At 74.0% G+C, this 20360-nt stretch carries 20 protein-coding genes; 10 read left to right on the forward strand and 10 right to left on the reverse strand.

All coding sequences use genetic code 11. The annotated features are described in order from the left end of the window. Positions 1-193: 193 nt before the first annotated feature. Together AB0J46_RS50555 and AB0J46_RS50560 are read right to left on the reverse strand one after the other, a co-directional pair. Positions 194-658 carry a DUF1801 domain-containing protein gene (locus AB0J46_RS50555; protein WP_364344239.1) on the reverse strand — a complete coding sequence of 155 codons (465 nt, stop codon included), beginning with the start codon at positions 656-658 and terminating at the stop codon, positions 194-196. 62 nt (positions 659-720) lie between these two features. Next, complete coding sequence (locus AB0J46_RS50560; RefSeq protein ID WP_364344242.1) at positions 721-1176, reverse strand: carboxymuconolactone decarboxylase family protein; 456 nt, start codon at positions 1174-1176, stop codon at positions 721-723. Positions 1177-1354: 178 nt separating this feature from the next. Between AB0J46_RS50560 and AB0J46_RS50565 the strand changes: the two genes are divergently transcribed. Further along, complete coding sequence (locus AB0J46_RS50565; protein ID WP_364344245.1) at positions 1355-3829, forward strand: tetratricopeptide repeat protein; 2475 nt, start codon at positions 1355-1357, stop codon at positions 3827-3829. On the opposite strand, the gene AB0J46_RS50570 is transcribed toward AB0J46_RS50565, so the two are convergent. Next, a complete protein-coding gene (locus tag AB0J46_RS50570; protein ID WP_364344248.1) occupies positions 3813-6524 on the reverse strand; it encodes a LuxR C-terminal-related transcriptional regulator in 2712 nt (903 codons plus the stop codon). The genes AB0J46_RS50565 and AB0J46_RS50570 overlap by 17 nt on opposite strands. A 128-nt stretch (positions 6525-6652) precedes the next feature. Here AB0J46_RS50570 and AB0J46_RS50575 point away from each other — a divergent pair, with 128 nt between their 5' ends. Further along, entirely contained in the window at positions 6653-7267 is a 615-nt protein-coding gene (locus AB0J46_RS50575; protein WP_364344250.1) for a dihydrofolate reductase family protein, read from the forward strand. Positions 7268-7283: 16 nt separating this feature from the next. Here the strand turns inward: AB0J46_RS50575 and AB0J46_RS50580 are convergent, their stop codons facing one another. Together AB0J46_RS50580 and AB0J46_RS50585 are read right to left on the reverse strand one after the other, a co-directional pair. Beyond that, entirely contained in the window at positions 7284-8669 is a 1386-nt protein-coding gene (locus AB0J46_RS50580; RefSeq protein ID WP_364344253.1) for an MFS transporter, read from the reverse strand. Between the two features lie 151 nt (positions 8670-8820). Continuing rightward, positions 8821-9003, reverse strand: coding sequence for a hypothetical protein (locus AB0J46_RS50585; RefSeq protein WP_364344255.1), 183 nt, complete (start codon positions 9001-9003; stop codon positions 8821-8823). 197 nt (positions 9004-9200) lie between these two features. Between AB0J46_RS50585 and AB0J46_RS50590 the strand changes: the two genes are divergently transcribed. Together AB0J46_RS50590 and AB0J46_RS50595 are read left to right on the forward strand one after the other, a co-directional pair. Continuing rightward, positions 9201-9614, forward strand: a complete 414-nt coding sequence (locus AB0J46_RS50590; RefSeq protein WP_352366224.1) for a VOC family protein — start codon at positions 9201-9203, stop codon at positions 9612-9614. 274 nt (positions 9615-9888) lie between these two features. After that, complete coding sequence (locus AB0J46_RS50595; protein WP_364344257.1) at positions 9889-10713, forward strand: nitroreductase/quinone reductase family protein; 825 nt, start codon at positions 9889-9891, stop codon at positions 10711-10713. A 6-nt stretch (positions 10714-10719) separates the two neighbouring features. On the opposite strand, the gene AB0J46_RS50600 is transcribed toward AB0J46_RS50595, so the two are convergent. Continuing rightward, positions 10720-11916 (reverse strand): MFS transporter, encoded by a 1197-nt coding sequence (locus AB0J46_RS50600; RefSeq protein ID WP_364344259.1) that lies wholly within the window; start codon positions 11914-11916, stop codon positions 10720-10722. 83 nt (positions 11917-11999) lie between these two features. Between AB0J46_RS50600 and AB0J46_RS50605 the strand changes: the two genes are divergently transcribed. After that, positions 12000-12458: a helix-turn-helix domain-containing protein gene (locus AB0J46_RS50605; RefSeq protein ID WP_364344262.1), complete on the forward strand. Its 459-nt coding sequence runs from the start codon at positions 12000-12002 to the stop codon at positions 12456-12458. Positions 12459-12496: 38 nt separating this feature from the next. Here AB0J46_RS50605 and AB0J46_RS50610 read toward each other — a convergent pair whose 3' ends face one another. Further along, positions 12497-12931 (reverse strand): nuclear transport factor 2 family protein, encoded by a 435-nt coding sequence (locus AB0J46_RS50610; protein WP_364344265.1) that lies wholly within the window; start codon positions 12929-12931, stop codon positions 12497-12499. 83 nt (positions 12932-13014) lie between these two features. Between AB0J46_RS50610 and AB0J46_RS50615 the strand changes: the two genes are divergently transcribed. Further along, entirely contained in the window at positions 13015-13395 is a 381-nt protein-coding gene (locus AB0J46_RS50615; RefSeq protein WP_358300303.1) for a helix-turn-helix domain-containing protein, read from the forward strand. Between the two features lie 70 nt (positions 13396-13465). Here the strand turns inward: AB0J46_RS50615 and AB0J46_RS50620 are convergent, their stop codons facing one another. Both AB0J46_RS50620 and AB0J46_RS50625 read right to left on the reverse strand, forming a co-directional pair. Continuing rightward, positions 13466-14338 (reverse strand): endonuclease/exonuclease/phosphatase family protein, encoded by an 873-nt coding sequence (locus AB0J46_RS50620; RefSeq protein WP_364344268.1) that lies wholly within the window; start codon positions 14336-14338, stop codon positions 13466-13468. 95 nt (positions 14339-14433) lie between these two features. Next, positions 14434-15399, reverse strand: a complete 966-nt coding sequence (locus AB0J46_RS50625; protein WP_364344271.1) for a serine hydrolase domain-containing protein — start codon at positions 15397-15399, stop codon at positions 14434-14436. 95 nt (positions 15400-15494) lie between these two features. Between AB0J46_RS50625 and AB0J46_RS50630 the strand changes: the two genes are divergently transcribed. The 3 genes from AB0J46_RS50630 (at position 15495) to AB0J46_RS50640 (ending at position 18081) form a co-directional block, all read left to right on the forward strand. Next, a complete protein-coding gene (locus AB0J46_RS50630; protein WP_364344274.1) occupies positions 15495-16049 on the forward strand; it encodes a helix-turn-helix domain-containing protein in 555 nt (184 codons plus the stop codon). 1 nt (position 16050) lies between these two features. Next, a complete protein-coding gene (locus tag AB0J46_RS50635; RefSeq protein WP_358011505.1) occupies positions 16051-16407 on the forward strand; it encodes a hypothetical protein in 357 nt (118 codons plus the stop codon). Positions 16408-16560: 153 nt separating this feature from the next. Further along, entirely contained in the window at positions 16561-18081 is a 1521-nt protein-coding gene (locus tag AB0J46_RS50640; RefSeq protein ID WP_364344277.1) for a serine/threonine-protein kinase, read from the forward strand. 10 nt (positions 18082-18091) lie between these two features. On the opposite strand, the gene AB0J46_RS50645 is transcribed toward AB0J46_RS50640, so the two are convergent. Continuing rightward, the gene (locus tag AB0J46_RS50645; RefSeq protein WP_364344280.1) at positions 18092-19504 is read right to left on the reverse strand and encodes a PLP-dependent aminotransferase family protein; all 1413 of its coding nucleotides are present in this window, start codon (positions 19502-19504) and stop codon (positions 18092-18094) included. A gap of 191 nt (positions 19505-19695) precedes the next feature. Here AB0J46_RS50645 and AB0J46_RS50650 point away from each other — a divergent pair, with 191 nt between their 5' ends. Beyond that, positions 19696-20304: an aminotransferase class V-fold PLP-dependent enzyme gene (locus AB0J46_RS50650; RefSeq protein WP_364344283.1), complete on the forward strand. Its 609-nt coding sequence runs from the start codon at positions 19696-19698 to the stop codon at positions 20302-20304. Positions 20305-20360 lie beyond the last annotated feature (56 nt).

Genomic DNA, 20360 nt, shown 5'->3' on the forward strand with positions numbered 1-20360 from the left:
ATGTCCATCGAGATGCGCGACACCGACGAGGACGTCTTCCGCGCGGCGGAGGAACTCGGTATCGATCTGTCCCGGCGTGAGCCGAGCAGCGTGGACGAGGTCTGACGGTCCCGTGCTCCACTGCGGCGCGCCGGTCCGGAGCAGGGTCCGGCGCGCCGCGGTGGAGCAGGACCGCAGGGGGTCCGCCGGAGGCTCAGCCCGCGGCCTGCCGCACGAGGGCGGCGATGCGCGCCTCGGCGTCGGGGGTCAGCTCCTTCAGCGCGAAGGCGCTCGCCCACATGGCGCCGTCCTCCAGGCTCGCCCCGTCGTTGAAGTCGAGGGTGGCGAAGCGGGACTTGAACTTCGCGGCGGGCTTGAAGAAGCACACGACGCTGCCGTTCTTGGCGTAGGCCGGCATGCCGTACCAGGTCTTCGGCGTCAGGTCCGGGGCGGCGGCCCTGATGATGGCGTGCACCGCCTCGGCCAGCACCCGGTCGTCCTCGGCCATCTCGGCGATCTTCTCCAGCACGTCGCGCTCGCCGTCGGCGGCCGACGCCTTCCCACCGCGCCGCGCGGCCTTCTTCAGCTCGCTGGCGTGCGCCTTCATCGCCGCGCGCTCGTCCTCGGTGAAGCCTTCGAAACCCTTGCCGGACGCGTCGGTGTTCTTCGTGGTGCTCATGGTGAAATCTCCTTGTGTGTGGGGTGAATGCTAGTACTGGCCGTTTTGTGGGGTGGTGTCGCTCAGCCCCACGCGCCGGCGATCTGCCGGGTGCTGGCGTTGAGCCGGTTGAACAGGTTCGTCACGCCGATCATCAGCACGATCGCGGCGAGCTGCTTCTCGTCGTAGTAGGTGGCGGCCCGGTCCCAGACCTCGTCGCTGACCGCGTCGGGCCGGTCGGCCAGGCGCGTGGCGGCCTCGGCCAGCTCCAGCGCCGCCCGCTCCTCCTCGGTGAAGTACGGGGCCTCCCGCCAGGCGGCCACCGTGGCCAGCCGGTCCTCGCTCACCCCGGCCTTGCGGCCGCCCTTGACGCCCGCGTCCACGCAGGCGCTGCATCCGTTGATCTGGCTGATCCGCAGGTGCACCAGCTCCAGCGTGGCGGCGTCCACCCCGCCGGCGTGCACCGCCTTGAACAGCTCCTGGATCGACTGCATCGCGCCGGGCAGAACGGAGGCCGGGTTCTTCATTCGGGACTGCATGGTGGTTCTCCCTTTTCCCTGGTCGGCGCCCCGTCCCCCGGGGCGTGACTCCATCTCAGCGCGTCGGGCCCGCCGCCACGATGCCCGTGGGACACCGTGGGACAGCCGGAACGCCGTTGGCCTGCGGCGATTCGTCCCGGTAAGTTTCTTCCGCGACGGGACAGAGAGGCAGGAACGCGTGACTCGACAGCAGACGGCGGACCCCCAGGACGAGCTGGCCACCCGGCTGCGCCTGCTCCAGGAGCTCTCCGGGCACGGCGTACGGGCGCTCGCCCGCGAGACGGGCCTCAGCTCGTCGTCGTTGTCGCGCTACCTCAGCGGCCAGTCGGTGCCGCCGTGGGCCGCGGTGATCGAGCTGTGCCGCCTGGTCAAGCGCGACCCGCGCCCGCTGCGCCCGCTGTGGGACCGGGCGGCCAACCCCCTTCCGGCGCCGCCCAAGGCGAGCCGCCAGGTCCAGCCGCCCTCGGCGCCCGCCGGCGCTCCCCGTCCGCCGCGCAACGACCTGCCGCGCGACGTGCCCGACTTCACCGGGCGCGAGGCCCATCTCGACGCCGTGCTCGCCGCGGTCGCGCAGAGCCGGGTGGTCGCCGTGGACGGCATGGCCGGCGTCGGCAAGACGTGCCTGGCCGTGCACGCCGCGCACCGGCTCGCCGCCGACTACCCCGACGCCCAGCTCTACCTGGACCTGCACGGGTTCACCGACGGGCGGGAACCGCTCGACCCCGACCCCGCGCTGCGGTCGCTGCTCGCCGCGCTCGACGTGCCCTCGGAGAAGATCCCGCAGGAGGGCGGCATCGAGCCGTTGGCCGCCTGCTGGCGGGCCGAGCTGGCCGGACGGCGGGCCGTCGTGGTCCTCGACAACGCCGCCGGCGCCGACCAGGTCCGCATGCTGCTGCCCGGCGCGGGCGAGTCCGTCGCCCTGATCACCAGCCGCAACCGGCTGCTGGGCCTGGAGGAGGTGCCGCCCGTCTCGCTGGACGTGCTCACCCCCCAGGAGAGCGCCGAGCTGCTGGCCCGCGCCAGCGGCGACCCCAGCGGGCCCGACGGGCGGCTGGCCCAGGACCCGGAGGCGGCGGCCGAGGTGCTGCGGCTGTGCGGCCACCTGCCGCTGGCCCTGCGGCTGGCCGGGGCCCGGCTGCGCCACCGGCCCGGCTGGACCGTCGGCATCCTGGTCGAGCGCATGGCCGAGGGGCCGAGCGAGTTCGACACCGCCTTCGCCATGTCCGTACGCCAGCTCGACCGGGCCCAGCGCCGCCTGTTCCGGCTGCTGGGCCTGCTGTCCGGGTCCTCCTTCGACGACTACGTGGCCGCCGCCCTGGCCGGGGTGCCGCTGCGCGACGCGCGGGCGATGCTGGAGGACCTGCTCGACGCCCACCTCGTCCAGCAGCCCTCGCCCGGCCGGTACACGCTGCACGACCTCGTCCACCAGCACGCGCGCCGGGCCGCCGAGGAGCAGGACACGCCGGCCGAGCGGGAGCAGGCGCTGGGCCGGGTGCTCGACTACTACGTGCACGCGGCGGCCGCCGCCGACGCCGCGATGCCGTACGAGTCGGGCAGCCGGGCCGCGTCCGCGGGCAGCCCGCCGGCCGCCCTGCCGGCCTTCGGCAGCAAGCACGCGGCGCTGGGCTGGTTCGGCGCGGAGTACACCAACCTCATGGGCGCCTTCGAGGTGGCGGTCGCCACCGGCGCCGACGCCCACGCGTGCGAGCTGCCCCGCTTCATGCGCGCGTTCTTCGCCCGGCGCTGCGGCACCACCCACCTCAACGTGCTCTTCGAACGGTCGCTGGCGGCGGCCGAACGCCTGGGCGACCCGTGGCAGCTCGCCGAGGCGCACAGCGACCTGGGCTTCGCCCGCTACAACGCGGGCCGCATGGCCGAGGCCGGGGCCGCGTACGAGGCGGCGGCCCCCCTGGTGTCCCAGGCCGGCGACGCCCGCTCCGCGGCGGACCTGATGATGCGCCGCGGCTACCTGAGCTGGGACGAGGGCCACGTCGAGGAGCCGCTCGACCTGTTCCGGCAGGCGGCCCGGCTCTACGCCGGCGCCGGCTGCCCGACGGGCGCGGCCCACGCCGCCGCCGACGAGGCGTGGGCGATGCTGCAACTGGGACGCCGGGAGGAGGCCGCCCGGCTGGCCCGCGACGTGCTGACGCAGACGCACGGCGAGCCCGGCTGGCCGGCCACGCTGACCGCCCGGATCACCCTCGGCATGGCGATCGTCCACGAGGAGCCCGGCGAGGCCGCGCAGCACCTGAGCCAGGCCCTGGAGCTGGCCCGCGAGGACGGCCACAAGCACAACGAGGCGTGGTGCCTCAACTGCCTGGGCGTCGCCCTGCGCCAGATGGGCCGCCACGAGGAGGCGCTGGACAGCCACCGGGAGGCGTTCGCCCTCCTGGACGAGCTGTTCGAGGAGCACTGGAAGGTGCACTTCCTCTACGGCTACGCCGAGACCTGCCGCCTGGCCGGCCTGCCGGAGGAGGCGCTGCGCCTGCACCGCCAGGCCCTCGACCTGGCGCCCAAGGTGGGCGCGCGGCACAAGGAGGCCCTGGCCCACGAGGGCATCGCGGCCGTACTCGACGAGAGCGACCCGGCCGCCGCGGCCGAGCACCGCGCGGCGAGCCAGGCCATCCGCCGCGAACTCAACCCGGACGCCTGACCTCGTCGCCCTCGCCGGCGGGGCGGGCGGCGGTCGCGCGGGCCAGCTCGGTGCGGTTGGCGACCTGGAGCTTGGCGTAGACGTGCGCCAGGTGGGTCTTGACCGTGCCCCGGCTGACGAACAGCCGGGCGGCGATCTCCGGGTTGGACAGCCCTTCGGCGGCCAGCCCGGCCACCGACCGCTCGGCCGGGGTCAGGCTCTCCCACCCGGACTTGGGCCGGCGGCGCGGCCCCCGCGCGCGGGTGGCGTGGGCGACCGCCGTGTCCAGGTCCATGGCGCGTCCCCGCTCGACGGCCGCGCGCAGTTCGCGGCACTCCTCGCCGTCGGCGGCCGGGAGGGGGCGGGGCGCGGCCCCGAGGTCCGCGCGTGCCCGCTCGGCGGCCCCGGCCAGCACCCCGGCCGTCCTGACGGCGCCGCGACGCAGGTCCAGCAGCGCCAGCGACTCCAGGCCGGCCACCAGGCCGAGCACGAGGTCATGGTCGGCGTGGATGCGCAGGGCCTCGTGGTGCAGCCGCAGCGCGCGTTCCGGGTCGCTGTCGTGGGACAGCAGTGCCAGCTCGTCCAGCACCCCGGCGCGCACGCGCGGCATGCGCGCGGTGACCGGCGACCGCGACAGGGCGTCCAGCAGTCGCTCTGCCGCAGGCTCCGCGCCCGAGAGGCGCAGCGCCGCCGCCAGCACGAGCTGGGTGTCGGGCGCCAGCCACGCCGCGTCCGGCTCCTCCTGCCAGCGGCCCTCCCGCCAGCACCACTCCACCGCCTCGCCCGGCCGGTCGTGCCCGAGCGCGAGCATCGCCTGGCAACGCTCCCACCCGGTGATGAACGGCAGCCGCCCGAGCCCGTCGATCAGCCGGGCCACGGGCTCCAGGGCGGCGGCGGCCTCGTCCAGGCGGCCCTGCAGGATGCGGATCTCCGCCAGGACGACCCGGGCCGAGCCGGTCCAGTGCAGGTCACGCAGCGGTTCCGCGGTCTCGACGGCCCGTCCGGCCAGCTCCGCGGCCCGCTCCAGCGCGCCCGACCGGGCGGCGGCCAGCGCCCACCAGCCCAGCGCGAAGGAGGCCACGCCGCGGTCGCCGCGCGCCACCAGCCGCTCCACAGCCCGCTCGAAGCACTCGATCGCCCGCCGGTAGTCGTCGCCGAGCACGTGCACCAGGCCGGCGATCGCCTCGGCGCTGTCGGCGACGAACTCGTCCCCGGCCCGGACGGCCTCGTCCCGCACCGCGCGGGCCTCGGCCAGCGCCTCGGGGAGGCCCGTCGCCAGCAGGCCGAGCGCGATCAGCGGCCCGGCCGGGCGGGCGGCCTCCGGGGCGCCGGCCGCCTCGGCCAGGTCCCGCGCCGCCCGCGCCACCTCGAACGCCTCGATCCCCGGCTCGGCGGTGTTGAGCACGAGCGCCAGCGCCGTCAGGACCCGGGCCTGGAGCGGGCTGCGCTCGTCCGCGCCGAGCGCCGCGGCCCGGCGCAGCAGCGCGGCCCCCTCGGCGCCGCGTCCCTCCAGATGCCACAGCCACGCGCAGTCCGCGGCCAGGCGCCGCCCCCGCGCCGGGTCCGGACGCGACAGCCCCCACTCGATCGCGGCCCGCACGTTGGGGTAGGCGGCGCCCAACCGCGCCCGCCAGGCGTCCTTGTCGGTCTCCAGCAGCGGCGCCAGCTCCGCGGGCAACGACGCGTGGACGTCCAGGTGCAGGTCGCGCGCGGCGGTCTCCTCCCGCGCCGCCGCCAGGCGGTCCAGCGCGTACGCCCGCACCACCCCGAGCATCCGGTACCGGGCCACCGGGCCGGTCGTGTCGGCCACCACCAGCGACTTGTCGATCAGCCCCCGCAACGCCCTGAGCAGGCGTCCGGCGCTCGGCCCGCCGAGCTCGGCCAGACGGGTGACGGCGTCGGCGGTGAAGCCCGGCTCGAACACCCCGGCGCGCCGGAACAGCACCCGCTCGTCGTCGTCCAGCAGGTCGTGGCTCCAGCTCATCGACGCCTGCAGGGTGCGCTGGCGGAAGGGGGTGGTCCGCGCGCCGCCGTCCAGGAGGGCGTAGGGGGCGCTCAGGGAGTCGGCGATCTGGGTCAGCGACAGCGCGCCCGCCCAGCCGGCCGCCAGCTCCAGCGCGAGGGGCAGCCGGTCGAGCCGGTCGCAGATCCGTCTGGCCTGCGATTCGGCCGCTCCGGCCGCGTCCGGGGCGGCGGAGCGGACGCGTTCGAGGAACAGCTCCAGCGCGTCGGCCAGCCTCATCGGCGGCACCGGCCACACCCGCTCGCCGGGCACGCCGAGCCTGGACCGGCTGGTGGCGACCACCGCCACCCGCGGGCACTCGGCCAGAACGGCGGCGACGACGCCGGCCGCGTCGTCCAGCACGTGCTCGCAGTTGTCGAGCACGACGAGGAGCTCGCGCTCGCGCAGCGCGGCGGCCAGCACCGGCACCGGGTCCCGGTCGGCGGGCAGCGGGACGTCCAGCGCGGCGGCCATCCGGCGGCCGGCCTGGCCGCCGTCGGTCTCCTGCTCCAGGCCGACCCAGAACACGCCGTCCGGCCACGCCCCGGACGCCGCCCGGCACAGGCGCATCGCCAGCCGGGTCTTGCCGCACCCGCCGGGCCCGGTCAGGGTCAGGACCCGCCCGGCCGTCACCGCCTCGCCGGCCGCCGCCAGTTCCTCGGCCCGGCCCACGAACGACGACAACTCTGCCGGAACATGACGGACATCAGACATCGCCCGAAGTATGCCAGCAAACAGGCCAGGGGCCCGGCGGGATCTCTGCCAGGTGGCCGATGTTCCCGGCCCGCCCGGACGGCAGGATCGTGCCCATCGCAACCAACACCTCACCAGGAGAGTCGGACATGACGCAGCACGACACCGTCCAGGGCCGCAGGGTCGTCGGCAACATCTCGCTGTCCCTCGACGGCCGGGTCAGCGGCCCGGGCGGCGAGTACGACATGAGCTGGATCGTCCCGCACGCCCTCAGCGACGGCGCCCGCGACCACATGATCCGGGTGACCGGCGCGGCCACCACCGTCCTGCTCGGCCGCAGGAACTACGAGGGCTTCGGCTCCTTCTGGCCGGCGGTCGCCGGGGACGAGGACGCCGACCCCCGCGACCGGGCCTTCGCCCAGTGGCTCGACGAGACCGAGAAGATCGTCTTCTCCTCGACCCTGACGGACGCGCCGTGGCAGAACTCCCGCCTGGCCGAGACCGGCCCCGCCGCGGAGGTCGAGCGGCTCAGGAAGCAGGCCGGCGGGGACGTCGTCGTCCTGGCCAGCGGCAGCGTCATCAGGGCCCTGCTGGAGGCGGACGCGCTGGACCGGCTCAGCATCACGCTCTGCCCCGAGGTGGCCGGCGGCGGTGCCCGGCTGTTCGAGGACGGACTGCCCGCCACGCACTGGTCGCTGACCGACCTGACGACCACCGAATCGGGCGCGATCTGCCTGCTCTACGACCGCCTGCGCCAGCGCTGAGCCCACGCGCCACAGGTCAGGCGGGGAGCGGGGCGGCGGTGGCGCGGTGGCGGGCGAAGGTGAGGGCGACGACCGTCCCGAGCAGCATGCCCGCGGCCGCGACGAGCACCGCCGTGCGCATCCCCGAGGCGAGCGCGGGGCCGGTGGCCTCGCCCACCCCGCCGGCCGCGACCAGCACCGCGAGCCCGAGCGCCGCGCCGACCTGGAGCGCGGTGGAGGCCATGCCGGAGGCGATCCCCTGCTCGCCCGCCGCCACGCCGGTGGCCGAGGCGATCCACATCCCGGTCCAGGTGAGGCCCTGGCTGACGCCCGACACGACGATGCCGGGCAGCACACCCCAGTACGAGCCGTCGGCGCTGATCCCCGTCGCCAGCAGCGCGGTGCCCGCCGCCCCGCCGACGGTGCCGAGAAGCAGCGTCACCCGCATCCCGATCCGTCCGGCCAGCCGCCCGCCGAGCTGGGTGCCCAGCGCGATCAGCAGGGACGGCACCAGGAACGCCAGCCCGGTCGCCACGGCGCCGTACCCGAGCACGGTCTGGAAGTAGACGGTCAGGAAGTACGGCAGCGCGTTGAACGTGGCGCCGAAGACCAGGATGACCGCGACGGCCGAGCTGAGGCTCCGGTTGCCGAACAGCCGCAGCGGCATGAGCGGGTCGGCGCCCGCCTTCTCGACCGCGACGAAGGCGGCCAGCAGCACGGCGGCCAGCACGAACCCGCCGGTGATCAGCGGCGAGCTCCACCCCGACTCGGGGCCCTGGATGAGCGCGTAGGCGAGCAGGCTGACGCCGCCGGTGGCCAGCACCGCGCCCGGGACGTCGAACCGGCGGCCCCGCGCGCGGGCCCCGTCGGCGGGCAGCAGCAGCCAGGCTCCGGCGATCGCGACGACGGCGAGCGGCACGTTGACGTAGAAGACCGCCTCCCAGCCCCAGGCGCCGGTGAGCAGGCCGCCGAGCAGGGACCCGAGCGCCAGCCCGCTGGCTCCGGCGCCGCTCCACACCGCCAGCGCCCCGTTGCGCGCCGTCCCCTCGGCGAAACCGGTGTTGACCAGCGCCAGCGTGGCCGGGAACAGCAGCGCGCCGCCCAGTCCCTGCGCGGCCCGCGCGGCGACCAGCGCCCCGGGGCCCTGCGCCAGGCCGCCGGCCAGGGAGGCGAGCGCGAACAGCGCCAGCGCGCCCACGAACATCCGGCGGTGGCCGAGCAGGTCGGCCGCCCGGCCGCCGAGCAGCAGGAACCCGCCGTACGCGACGGCGTAGGCGCTGGCCACCCACTGCAGGGTCTGCGGGGAGAAGTCCAGGTCGGCGCCGATCCGGGGGAGGGCGACGAAGACGATGTTGAAGTCGAGGGAGGTGATGAGCTGGGAGAGGGCGAGCAGGGCGAGGATCAGGCCGGATCGGCGTCTCATGTCCACCTTCATACGATTGTCCGGAAATTACGTACAGTTCGGGATCCTCGTACAATTGGGGGACGCTCGTCAAATCACCGTCCGGAGAAGCCGCGGCAACGAGAAAGGGCCCCCGCGAGATCGCGGGGGCCCGTCGTTCGTGTGCGGGGGATCACTGCTGGTCCTGCGTGCCCTTCGAGGGGAGTGCGTAGGCGAGGGCCGCGCCCAGGCAGAGCGACAGCGCGAGCCCCAGCGGGATGTTGTGCAGGGTGAGGCCGAGGCCCATGCCGATCGCGATGCCGGTGGCCAGGCCGAGGGTCCAGTTGGGGGTGGTGCGCTGCGCGTCGTTCGTCATGGTCCGATCCTGTCGGAGCCGGCGGATCCGGCGTAGACGTCGCAGTCACCGGTGGGCGATGACAGAAGTCATGGCTCCCGCCGTACGTTTCTCAAGGCCGGTCCAACCGGTCAGGATTCGAGAAGCGCCCGGCCGGGCCTCCTCCGTAGCGTTGCTCTCATCGTCGGAGAACGTCTGAAGCACCAAGGAGACACGGCATGAAAGCGCACGTCAGCTCTATCCTCCTCGCCGTCCGCGACATGGAGGCGGCCAAGCGGTTCTACACCGAGGGCCTGGGCTGGAAGATCCAGAACGACTACGGCATCTCGGTGTTCTTCGAGTCCGACGGCGCCTCGCCCGTCGGCTTCTACGGCCGCGAGGGCCTGGCCGGCCAGATCGGGCTGAGCCCGGAGGGCAGCGGGTTCAGCGGGGTCGTGCTCACCTATGTCGTCCGCAGCGAGGCGCGGGTGGACGAGATCATGGAGGAGGCCGAGAAGGCCGGCGCCACCATCCTCAAGCCCGCCGGCGCCCTGCCATGGGGCGGGTACGGCGGCACCTTCGCCGACCCCGACGGCTACGTCTGGAGCCTGGGTTACAGCGAGCAGGGCGAGGACCAGCCCTACGCCGAGTAATCGCGGCGGGCGCCTCCACGGGAGGTGGTGAGGTCCGGCGCCGGCGCGCGATCGTGCCGACGCCGGACCACCGCGGACCCGGCCTGGAGGTTTGTCGGCTTTGCGAAAAATATCTTGATGAAGTAGCGTCACCCCCGTGACTGCCGGGTCGGCCTTGGGCCACGCACCAGAAAGCAGCCCGGCCCTGGCGTGATCGCCCGGCGGGCGCGCGGCCCGCCGCTTCCTCTTCTCCTCCTCAGCACGTCAGAGCAGAGACCATCATCCATGGAGAAGAGTGGATTTCAACAAGCAGGTCATCGACGAGTTCCGCGCCAACAACGGCCAGGTCGGCGGCTATTTCGAGGGAGCGAGACTGCTCCTGCTCACCACGACCGGCGCCCGTTCGGGCAAGCCCCACACCACCCCGCTCGGCTACCTGCCGGACGGCGGCGAGCGCATGCTGGTCATCGCCTCCGCCGGCGGGGCGCCGAGGAACCCCGCCTGGTACCACAACCTGCGCGCCGACCCCCGTGCCACCGTCGAGAGCGGCGTCTTCGTCTTCGACGTCGAGGCGGAGATCCTGGAAGGGGCCGAACGGGACGCCGCCTTCGCCCGCGCCGTGGAGAGCGACCCCGGCTGGGCCGATTACCAGGCCAAGACGACCCGGATCATCCCCGTCGTCGCGCTGAAGGTGGTGCCGGGGCCGCCCCGGTCGTCCGCGCCCTCCGGCGGGGCGTACCTCAAGCTGGTGCACGACGGCTTCCGCCGCGAGCTCGCGCTGATCCGCAAGGAGCTGGCCGACACCGGACGCCCCGGCCTGGGCGTGCAGCTGCGCGTCAACTGCCTGACCATGTGCCAGGGGCTGCACCACCATCACACCGGCGAGGACACCATGATGTTCCCGGCGCTGGCCGAGCGGCATCCCGCGCTCGCCCCGGTGATCGAGCGGCTGGCCGTGGAGCACGAGCGCGTGAGCGTGCTGGTGGCGGAGCTGAAGGAGGCCCTGTCCGGTGACGACCCGGTGCGGGTGCGCGCGGAGATCGAGCGGCTGACCGACGAGCTCGAAGCGCATCTGGCGTACGAGGAGGAGCAGCTCGTGCCGATCCTCGACCTTTCCTGACCCCGTTCAGGCCGAGGCGGACGCGCGTGCCGCCGGCGCGGCGGTGAGCCGCCGCGTCGAGACGGCGACGCCGAGCCCGAGCGCGGCGTAGGCCGCGCCGAGCAGGCAGGCGGCCGGCCATCCCGCGAGGCTGTAGGCCCAGGTGGTGGTGATCGCGCCGAGCGCGGAGCCGAGGGAGTAGCAGGCCATGTACGCGCCGATGACCCCGCTGCTCCGGTCGGGACGCGCGGTGGTGAGCAGGTGCTGGCTGCTGACGTGCACGGCCTGCACGGCGAAGTCGAGCACGACCACGCCGGCGATCAGCAGCCACAACGACCACCCCGCCTGGGCGGTCAGCAGCCACGAGGCGGCCAGCAGCGCCAGCGACCAGCCGGTGACCGAGGACGCCAGGCCCCGGTCGGCCCAGCGGCCGGCCCGGGCCGCGCCCAGCGCGCCGGTGAGCCCGGCGAGCCCGAACAGCCCGATCTCGGTGGTGCCGAGGTGCCACGGCGCGGCGCCGAGCGGCAGCGCCAGCCCGCTCCACAACGTGCCGAAGGAGGCGAACAGGAAGAACGCGATCAGCCCCCGGCTGAGCAGGAGCCGGTCCCCGGCCACCAGCCGGCCCAGCGACGACAGCGACCGGCCGTACGAGACCCCGGGACGCCGGACGTCGGCGTCGAGGACCAGACGGGCGGCGAACGCGAGCAGCACGCACAACGCGGCGATGACCAGGTAGACCGCCCGCCAGTCGGCCAGCTCGCCCAGTAGGCCCGCGACCAACCGGACCCCGAGGATCCCGGCCACCACGCCCGAGGTGACCGTGCCGATGTTGCGGCCGCGCTCGCCGGGCGGTGAGACGGCGGCGACGTAGGCCACCGTGACCTGGACGACCACGGCGAACAGCCCGGCGAGGGCCAGGCCCGCGATCGCCAGGCCGCCGCCGGGCGCCACGGCGGCCACCCCGGCGCCCACCGCAGTCAGCAGCAGGTGGACCGTGATGAGCCGGCGCCGGTCGAACAGGTCACCGAGCGGGACGAGCAGCACCAGCCCCGCCAGATAGCCGATCTGGCCGGCGGCGACCAGCCAGCCCAGTGATCCGTCCGCCAGCCCGAGGTCCCGGCCCGCGGCCTGGAGGACGGGCTGGATGCCGTAGACGGGCGACACGGCCACCGCGCACACCAGCGCGAGCACGATCCGTTGCCTTCCGGTCAGTCCTGGCGACATGTCACTCCCCAATCAGTTTCAATATGCAACCGATCGGAGGTTAGGGCATAATGGTTTCGAATTGCAACTGATCGGAGGGCCCGGTGGACGTCACACTCGCTGCGGGAAACGCCTGGACCGACCCTGCCTGCCCGGTCGCGCGCGCCGTCGACCTGGTCGGCGACCGGTGGAGCCTGCTGATCGTCCGTGACGCGATGGACGGCGCCACCACCTTCACCGAGTTCCATCAGCGGCTGGGGATCGCCCGCAACATCCTCACCGACCGGCTCCGCAAGCTGGTCGAGCACGGCATCCTCGACAGGAGCGCCGCCGACGGCAGGCGGCACGCCTACCGGCTCACCGAGGCCGGGCAGGACCTCTTCACCGCCGTCGTCGCCCTGCGCCAATGGGGCGAGCGCCATGCCTTCGCGCCGGACGAGCCGCACTCCGTCCTGGTCGACGGCCAGGGGCGGGAGCTGCCCCGGCTGCACCCGCTCGGCCAGGACGGCACGCCGCTCTCCGCCGAGACCTCCCGCGTGCGGAAGACCACCGCGTCCGGCTAGACCCGTTCACCGCACATGTGGATCTTCGCAGCCTGCCGTCAGGACGTGATCACGGCGGGGTTTCCCTCGCTCCAGACGCTGATGATCCTGCGGTGGGTGAAGCGCCAGCCGTCCGGGGTGCGGCGCAGCCGGTCGTCGTAGCGACCCCCGGCAAGGAACTTCTCGCCATCGGGCAGACCGAGGCGGACATGCTGGGCTTGGTAGTAGCAAGTGTGCTCGGCCTCGTCGCCGTGCACTGTGGCGACATGGTTGCCGTTCAGGTGATGGGTGGCGTCGAATCGCTCCATGCTGGTGCTGATCCTGGCAGTGATCGCCTCAGGCCCGCGGAGCCGTTCGCCCGAACCGCTGTACTCCCAGCAGGCGTCGTCGGTGAACAGCGCGCCCAGGGTCTCCCAGTCCCTGGTGTCCAGGGCTGTCGCGTAGGCGATGACGGTGTCCACGATCGCGGTGCGGTCTGCGAGTTCCTGGATCATGGGGCTGCCTTCCGGTTCGGTGCACGATTTGATACGGAGTACATGATTGGTGACTGTCGAGCCCGGCGGAAGAAGGCACTTTCATGTCCCAGAGTCACATCGATGTGTCAGCCCTGGCCCGCGAGGCGTGCCCGGTCTCGGAGGTCCTCGATCACGTCTCCGGGAAGTGGAGCATCGGCATCCTGGTGGCCGCTGCGCAGGGTCCCGTCCGGTTCACGGAGCTGGAACGCTCGATCAACGGAATCAGCAGGCGCATGCTCACGCTCAAGCTGCGCAAGCTGGAGCGGGACGGCTTGCTCGTACGCACCGTCCATCCGGTCGTTCCGCCCAAGGTCGAGTACACGCTGACGGAGATGGCCCGGGAACTCCACAAGTCGCTGCTGGAACTCACCGACTGGGCCAAGCGACACGGCGCCGCCGTCGCCGCGGCCCAGGCCGCCTACGATCACGAACGCAAGGGTTGACGGCAGCCACCGCCCAGAAGACTCCGTGCCCTTGAAAGATCAGACGATCGTCCAGGTGCGGAGAACGGGGCTAGAGGTCGAGGATCAGGGCGCGGTGGTCGGAGACCTCGGGGGCGGTCGCCACCTCGAACTCCTTGACGGCGGCGGGGTCGGAGACGAGCAGGTAGCTCGCGTGCCGCACGGGCTTGCGGTAGCGGGAGGTCCTGGTGTCGGCGTCGCCGACCAGGTCACGCAGGCCCAGCCCGGCCAGGATCCGGAACGTCTCGCTGCCCGGCAGGAGGTTGAGGTCGCCGCACACCACGGTCAGGTCGCCGTCCTCGCGCGCGCCGGCGACCAGGGCGGCGAGCCGTCCGGCCTGGGCGCGGCGGGCCGGGGTGTCGGCCTTGCCGCTCGCGTCCCGCAGGCCGTGCAGGTTCACGACGGTGACGAACCGCCGCGCCGGGCGGTCGAAGACGCGTACGGCCAGGGCGGCGCGCGGCCGGTCGCCGGCCGGCCACCCGTCGTGGTGCTCGACGTAGCCGCCGTGCACGAACGCGGACCGCACGCCGACGACGGGCAGCGTCTCGGCGACGAACGTGGCGACCCCGAAGTCCTGCCGGTGCGAGCCGCCTTCCTCGTCCTGGACCGGGCCGGAGTCGCTGACGGCGAACAGCGGCTGGTGGCGGGGGAGGCGCGAGCCGACGTCGGCCAGCAGGTCGGCCCGCTGCGGCAGGGACCGCTCGGCGTCGTCGAACCTGGTCCAGCCGCGCAGGCCGGGCGTGCGCGTCACCTCCTGCAGGCACAGCACGTCGGCGCCGCACCCCGCCACCCAGGGCGCCAGCTCACCGAACATGGCCCCACCCCACGCGTTCACCGAAACAACCCGCACCCGCCCAAACCTAGACCAAGCGCGCAGTCGCCTGTTCTGCGGCGGGCGCGCCACCTGTGAACCCGCCCCGGGCATTTGGCGGCGGGTCGGGGGTGTGGGGCCTGCTGTCCCGCCGCCGCTGGGTCCAGCGTTTCGTCGGTCGCGACCGTCCGTGCGGGGGGCGTTCCGGTTCAGGGGGCTTGGAGCGCTGCTTCGAGGAGGGATTCGAGGAGCGGTATCCGGCGGTCGGTGTCGTCGCGGGTCGCGATGAGTGCGACGCTCACGTCTAGGTCGGGGATGCGGGCCTGCAGGGCGCGCAGTCCGGTCCAGCCTCCGCCGTGGCGGTAGACGACATGTCCGACATGTGACCGTACGCCCATTCCCCACGCGTAGTCGATCGGCGTCCCGTCGTCGAGCCGTCCCGGGGTCTGCATGAGCGGTGAGACGCCGAGTTCATCCGCGTTCAGTGCCTGGCTCCAGCGCAGTAGGTCGCCGAGGGTCGTCCACACGCCCCCGTCCCCGAGTGACAAAGGCGCGGGACGGAGGCGGACGAGCGGCGCGGCGCCCGCCGGCATGGGGTCCGGGCCCGGCCAGAAGCGGGTGCCGGTCATCCCCAGGGGAGCGAAGAGCCGGCGGCGGGCGAGATCGGGCAAGGTCAGGCCGGACGCTCGTTCCAGCACCGCCGCCACGCAGACGTACCCGGCGTTGGAGTAGACGTGCCCGGTGCCCGGCGGGCGGTCCAGGGCCGGGAAGCGGGTGAGGGCCGCGAGGATGCCCGGCGTGGTGCGGTCGGCGGAGCCCTGGAGCGCGTCGATCTCGGCGTCCGCCGGAAGGGCCGCCGTGTGGTGGACGAGGTGCCTGATCCGAATCGCGCCGGCCCACCCCGGCAAGCCCGGCAACCACCCCGACAGGGGCGACTCCACGTCCAGCACCCCGTCTCTGACCAGCAGCGCCGCGCACGCCGCGGTCATCTGCTTCGACAGCGACGCGGCATAGAGGACGGTTGTGGCGCTCATCGGGGCACCGGAGGCGGTCACCCCGCGCGCCACGAGGACGGGCGGCGCGCCGCGCCGGTGGATCCCGGCCACGATCGGTTCGTCGTCGCGGTAGCCGGCTTCGGAGACGAGGGCCGCTGTGCGCCGGTGCAGTTCGGACATGACCCGATCCTCCCAGTGCGGTCGGGGCGCACGTCTCGGGAGTTTAGGAATGAACGTTCTTGACTGAACGTTCCTTTATTGTCTACGATCGAGGCATGGGACGACCAAGAGGATTCGACGAGGCCACCGTGGTACGGGCGGCGGCGGAGCTGTTCTCGACCCGGTCCTACGACGGCATCTCCATGGACGAGCTGGTGACCCACCTCGGCGTCCACCGCAACAGCCTGTACAAGACCTTCGGCAGCAAGCGCGGTCTCTACCAGGCCGCGCTGAGCTGGTCCCTGGAGCACGACGTCAACCCGCTGATCGACCGGATCGCCGCCGCCGGCGACCTGGCCGAGGCGTTGCGCGTGGCCGCCGCCGAGCCGGCCGCCGAGGTCGGCCTCAACCTGCTGCTGCTGGCCGCGGTCGAACGCGCGCCGGTCGACCGCGAGGTCGCCGACCGGCTCGCCGCCGTGCTGGCCGCGTTCGACCAGGCCGCCACGGCGGCGTCCGGGAGCGAGGGCACCGAGGACGACCTGGCCTTCGCGCTCACCGCGGCCCTCCTCGGCCTGCGGCTGCGGGCCAGGGCGGGGACCGCGAGCACCGACATCGACCGAGCCGGCGCCGCTCTGGCCCACCGGCTCACCCACCACCACCAAGGAGCATGACATGGCGAGGATCAGCATTGACGGACAGGCGCTGGTCGTGGAGATCGAGGGCCTGGACAAACTGTGGGCGTTGAAGAGCCGGCTGGTCATCCCGCTGGCCAACGTGCGCGGCGCCACCGCCGACCCCGGCATCGTCGGCGACCCCAAGGGGCTGCGCGCGCCCGGCGCCCACCTGCCCGGCGTCATCACGGCCGGAACGTTCCACCTCAACGGTGAGAAGGTCTTCTGGGACGTGCACGACGCCGCCAAGGCCGTGGTCATCGAGCTGGCCGACGAACGTTACGCCCGGCTCGTGATCGAGGTCGCCGACCCGCGCGCCGCCGTGGCGCTCGTGGAGGAGGCCATCGCCGTCCGCTGACGTCCGCCCGCACCACACACGCTGTGGGACGAATACAGGACAGGCGCCGTACGCCTCGGCGGGCCGACAATGAACCCGTGCGACGCCGGGTGGGGCCCGATCGGCCGCCCCCGGGTCCACGCGGACGACCTCCGTACCGGCTCTGGAGTCCCGATGGCGACGAAGTTCCCTCCCCTCTCCCCGGACGACCCCACGTCGGTGGCCGGGTACCCGCTCCGCGCCCGGCTGGGGGAGGGCGGGATGGGCCGGGTCTACCTGTCCGTCTCGCCGGGCGGCCGTCTCCTGGCCCTGAAGGTCGTCAAACCCGAGTACGCCGCCGACCCGGAGTTCCGCCGCCGGTTCCGCCACGAGGTGCAGGCGGCGCAGCGGGTGCAGGGCGCCTTCACCGCCCCCGTGGTGGACGCCGACCCCGACGCCGCCGTCCCCTGGCTGGCCACGGCGTACATCTGCGGGCCTTCCCTGCACCAGGCCGTGGCCGAGCACGGCCCGCTGCCGCCGGCCACCGTCCGGCGGCTGATCGCGGGGGTCGCCGAGGCGCTGGTCGGCATCCACGCGGCCGGGCTGGTCCACCGGGACCTCAAGCCCTCGAACGTGCTGCTGGCCGAGGACCGGCCCAAGGTGATCGACTTCGGCATCGCCCGCGCCGTGGACGCCACCTGCCTCACCCACACGGGCATGCGCGTCGGCACCCCGGCGTTCATGACCCCCGAACAGGTCAGGGGCCTGCCGGTGACCTCGGCCACGGACGTGTTCGCGCTGGGCCAGCTCGCCGTCTTCGCCCTGACCGGACGGCCCGCGTTCGGCGAGGGCCCGGCGGACGTGCTCTTCTACCGCATCGCCAACGAGGAGCCCGACCTGCGCGGATGCCCGCCCGCCCTGGCCGGGCCGCTGGCCCGCTGCCTCAGCAGGGATCCGGCCGACCGGCCCGTCCCGGCGGAGGTCGCCGCGCTCGCCGGGGGAGCCGGGGACGCGGCGGCCGGTCCCTGGCTGCCCGCGGCGGTGGCGTCCACGCTGCACACCTACGTGCCGCCGCGCGGCTCGCCGACGCGTCCGGCCCGCCCGCGCAAGGCCAGGACGGCCCTCGCCCTCTGGACGGGCGCCGCCGCCGTCGCCCTGACCGCGTCGGCCCTGGCGCTCACCGGTCCCGGCGACCCCGCACCCGTCACGACGACCGCGCCGCCGCCGGCCGTAACCGTCACGATCCCGGCCACAACCCCCATAAGGGCCACCGCCGCCGCCGTGCCCTCCACGACCCTGCCGGAGTACGAGAAGGAGTACGAGAACGTGCGCTTCACCCTCCCCGGCGGCCCGCCCTGCACCGACTTCTCGCACTTCCAGAACGGCATCGACCTGACCCCCACCGGCCCGAAGGTCACCGTCGGCAGCAACGGCGACCTCGTCTACGACTGCTTCGACGACCAGGTCGCCAAGCTCACCGTCTGGGACGTCACCGGCCAGGAGGCCCTGCTCGACGGCCCCGCGGACCCGGCCGCCTGCGTGGACGCGGTGAACCTCAACCCGCTCGGCTCCTCGCTCACCTTCGCCCGCATGCGGACGGGCATGGGCCTGTGCGTCGTCACGGAGGACCACCAGGTCGTCCACCTCAGGCTGCTCCGCAAGTCCGCCGCCACGCACGCGCTGACCTGGACGGCGACCGCCTGGGCACAGGGCTGACCCAGAAGCGCTACCGGGACGCCGCCAGAGCGCGGTCCACCTCCGCGAGCCGCCGCACGGCCTCGGCCAGCTCGGCGTGCCCGGCGGTCGCGGCGAAGCCGAGACGCAGGAAGGCCGCCGGGAGCTCGGTGGCGAAGTGGCGGTTGCCGGCGCTGACGGCGACGCCGTCGCGGCGGGCCGCGTCGGCGACCACGGCGTCGTCGGCGCCGCCGGGCAGGCGCACCCACAGGTGCAGGCCGCCGGCGGGCACGCGGTCGAGGGTCCAGCCGGGCAGCTCGGCCGAGACGGCGGCGGCCAGCGTCGCGCACCGCTCCCGCAGCGCCGCGCCCAGCGACCGGACGTGCCGCTCCCAGGCGGGGGAGGTGAGCAGGTCGAGCGCCGCCTCCTGCAACGGGCGGCCGACGAAGAAGTCGTCGACCAGCCGCACGGCGCGCAGGCGTTCCATGACCGGGCCCCGGGCGGTCAGGGCGCCGATGCGCAGGCTGGGCGCGGCCGGCTTGGTGAGGGAGGTCAGGTGCACGACCGTGCCGTCGCGGTCGTCGGCCAGCAGCGGCGGCGGCACCGGCGCGCCGTGGCCGAGGTGGCGCGCGAAGTCGTCCTCGATCACGAAGGCGCCGGCCGCGCGGGCCGTGTCGAGGACCTGCCGCCGGCGGCCCGGGGCCAGCACCGCCCCGGTCGGGTTGTGGTAGGTCGGCTGGCAGTAGAGCAGGCGGGCGCGGGTCAGGGCGAAGGCGTCGGCCAGCAGGTCGGGCTTGAGGCCGTCGGCGTCCGTCGGCACCGGCACCGGGCGCAGGCCGGCCGCGCGGGCGGCGGCGATCGCCCCGGGATAGGTGGGCGACTCCATCAGGACGGGGTCGCCCGGCCCGGCGATCGCCCGGAACGCCATGGAAAGGGCGCTCTGCCCGCCGGCCGTGACCAGGACGTCCTCGGCGCTCACGCCGCCGCCCGCCATCGTGGCGAACACGCCGCGCAGGGAGGCCAGGCCGGCGGCCGGGGCGCGGTCCCAGGCGTCGGGACGGCGGGCCGCGCGGGCCAGCGCGGCGGTCAGGGCGCGGGTGGGCTGGAGCGAGCGGTGCAGGTAGCCGCCGTCCAGCAGGATCGTGCCCTCGGGCAGCGCGCCGACCGCGCCGGTGAGGCTGCGGGTGTCCACGGCCCGGTCGGCGAGGGTGACGCTCTGCCACGCGGTGTCGGGGACACCGGCGCGCCGCCGCGCCGGGGCCGCGACGTACGTGCCGCTGCCGGGACGGGTGACCACCACGCCCTCGGCGGCCAGCGCGGCGATCGCCTGCGACACGGTGGCGGGGCCGACCTTGTAGCGCCGGATCAGCTCCCTGCTGCTCGGCAGCCGGTCGCCGGGCGAGAGCCGGTCGATCATCGTGCGCATCCTGGTCGCCAGCTCGGCCGAACTGCTACTGTCCGACATGAGAATCGATGATAGCGCTTCCAGCGCTTCGCCAGAATCGCTTCTGGACGTCGCGGCCCTGCGCGCCGACACCCCGGGCGCGGAGGAGGTCGTGCACTTCAACAACGCCGGGTGCGGCCTGCTGCCCGCTCCGGTGCTCGCCGCGATGGTCGACCACCTGCGGCTGGAGGTGCACCTCGGCGGCCGCGCTGATGCGCCGGCACCGCCCGCGCCTGGTGGCCGCCACCCACATCCCCACCAACTCCGGCCTGGTCCAGCCGGTCGCCGAGATCGGCCGGCACTGCCGCGAGCTGGACCTGCTCTACCTGGTGGACGCCTGCCAGTACCCGGTCGACGTCGAGGAGATCGGCTGCGACCTGCTCACCGCCACGTGCCGCAAGTTCCCGCGCGGCTCCGGCTTCTTGTACGTCGCCGACCACGTCCTGGACGCCGGCTACGAGCCGCTGTTCATCGACATGCACGGCGCGCGCTGGACCGAGCCGGGCCGCTACGAGCCGGTCGCGACGGCGGCCAGGTTCGAGGACTGGGAGTTCCCCTACTCCGTCGTGCTCGACCGGGGACGGCGGCTGGGCGCCCTGGTCACCTTCGCCGTCGAGGGCTGGGCGGCGGAACCGTTCAAGGCGGCGCTGGACGCGCGCGGCGTCAACTCGGCGCTCAGCTTCCGGCACTTCGCCCAGTTCGACTTCGGGGACAAGGACGTCGAGTGGTGCCTGCGCCTGTCGCCGCACTACTACAACACCGAGCGGGAGGTGGACCTGGTCGTCGCGGCGGTCGCCGAACTCGCCGCCGCACCCCGGTGACGGGGTCCGCGAACGGCTGACGGCGGTTCCTTCCAGACATGTCCCAACTTATGGCG

The organism is Nonomuraea sp. NPDC049758 (assembly GCF_040674635.1).
Lineage (GTDB): Bacteria > Actinomycetota > Actinomycetes > Streptosporangiales > Streptosporangiaceae > Nonomuraea.